A 1687-nucleotide genomic window follows, 5' to 3' on the forward strand; every position below is an offset into this window, starting at 1 on the left:
GCGTATGAGGGCGCGACGATGGAGTGGGTGGACGGGAACATCGGCTCCAAGGTGACGATGAAGTACCCGGCCGTGTACCTGATGGGGGAGCACGCGAAGGGCGAGACGCTGTCCATCGCGTTCTCCGGCGAGGGCCAGCACCAGGACGCCGGGGCGAAGATGGTGCACATGGCGCCGAACACGTCCTCGAACATCGTCTCGAAGTCGGTGGCGCGCGGTGGCGGGCGGACCTCGTACCGGGGGTTGATCGAGATCGGTGAGGGCGCGCACGGTTCGAAGTCGAATGTGCTGTGTGATGCGCTGCTGGTGGACACGGTCTCCCGCTCGGACACCTACCCGTATGTGGACGTCCGTGAGGACGATGTGTCGATGGGGCATGAGGCGACGGTCTCGAAGGTCAGCGATGACCAGCTGTTCTATCTGATGAGCCGTGGTCTGACGGAGTTCGAGGCGATGGCGATGATCGTGCGCGGGTTCGTCGAGCCGATCGCGCGTGAGCTGCCGATGGAGTACGCGCTGGAACTCAACCGGCTCATCGAGCTCCAGATGGAGGGCTCCGTCGGCTGAACCGGCCGAAGCCCCGTCCGCCACCGAAGCAGTCCTCCGAGAAAGCGAGCAGTACGACAGTCATGGCCGACAACATCCCCGCCGGCGGCACCACGGCCGGATCGATCGAGGTGGGCACCACGACCGGTGGTCCCCAGCTCGCCGGTCCGGGTACCGGCCGCACCTCCGCGCACCCCGTCGACGCACGGGTCAGCGCGCCCGCGTCCTACGACGTGGCCGACTTCCCGGTGCCGCACGGCCGCGAGGAGGAGTGGCGCTTCACCCCCCTGGAGCGGCTCAAGGGCCTGCACGACGGCACCGCGCAAGCGGGCGGCACCGTGGCCGTCACCGTCGAGGCGCCCTCCGGCGTGGCGGTGGAGACCGTGGGCCGTGACGACCGCCGGGTCGGCGCGTCCGGCAAGCCCGTGGACCGCGTAGCGGCACAGGCCTACTCCGCCTTCGAGAAGGCGTCCGTCGTCACCGTGCCCAAGGAGACGGTGCTCGACGAGCCCGTCCGGATCGCCGTGCACGGCGAGGGCGGCACCTCCTTCGGCCACCTGGTCGTGGAGCTCGGCGCGTTCGCCGAGGCCGTCGTCGTCATCGACCACACCGGCGACGCCACCCTCGCCGCCAACGTCGAGTACCTGCTCGGCGACGGCGCCAAGCTCACCGTCGTCTCCGTCCAGGACTGGGACGACAAGGCCGTGCACGTCGCCCAGCACACCGCGCTGGTCGGCCGGGACGCCAGTTTCAAGTCCGTCGTCGTCACCTTCGGCGGCGACCTGGTGCGGCTGCACCCGCGGATCGTCTACGGCGGCCCCGGCGGCGAGGCCGAGCTGTTCGGCCTGTACTTCACGGACGACGGCCAGCACCAGGAGCACCGCCTCTTCGTCGACCACGACGCCCCGCACTGCCGCAGCAACGTCACGTACAAGGGCGCGCTCCAGGGCCGCGGCGCCCACGCGGTGTGGATCGGCGACGTGCTGATCCGCGCCGGGGCCGAGGGCACCGACACGTACGAGCTGAACCGCAACCTGGTCCTCACGGACGGGGCGCGCGTCGACTCGGTCCCCAACCTGGAGATCGAGACCGGCGAGATCGTGGGGGCCGGGCACGCCTCGGCGACCGGCCGGTTCGACGA

General features: G+C 70.2%; 2 protein-coding genes. Both read left to right on the forward strand.

Going from position 1 to position 1687, the window contains the following annotated elements; translation table 11 throughout:
• The coding region (locus ACFU99_RS42890; RefSeq protein ID WP_384404002.1) for a SufD family Fe-S cluster assembly protein at positions 1-567 on the forward strand (567 nt) is incomplete at its 5' end.
• Positions 568-629: 62 nt separating this feature from the next.
• The coding region (locus ACFU99_RS42895; protein ID WP_384404005.1) for a SufD family Fe-S cluster assembly protein at positions 630-1687 on the forward strand (1058 nt) is incomplete at its 3' end.

Origin of the sequence: Streptomyces sp. NPDC057654 (genome assembly GCF_042800135.1) — a bacterium.
In the GTDB taxonomy this organism is placed as follows: Bacteria; Actinomycetota; Actinomycetes; order Streptomycetales; family Streptomycetaceae; genus Streptomyces.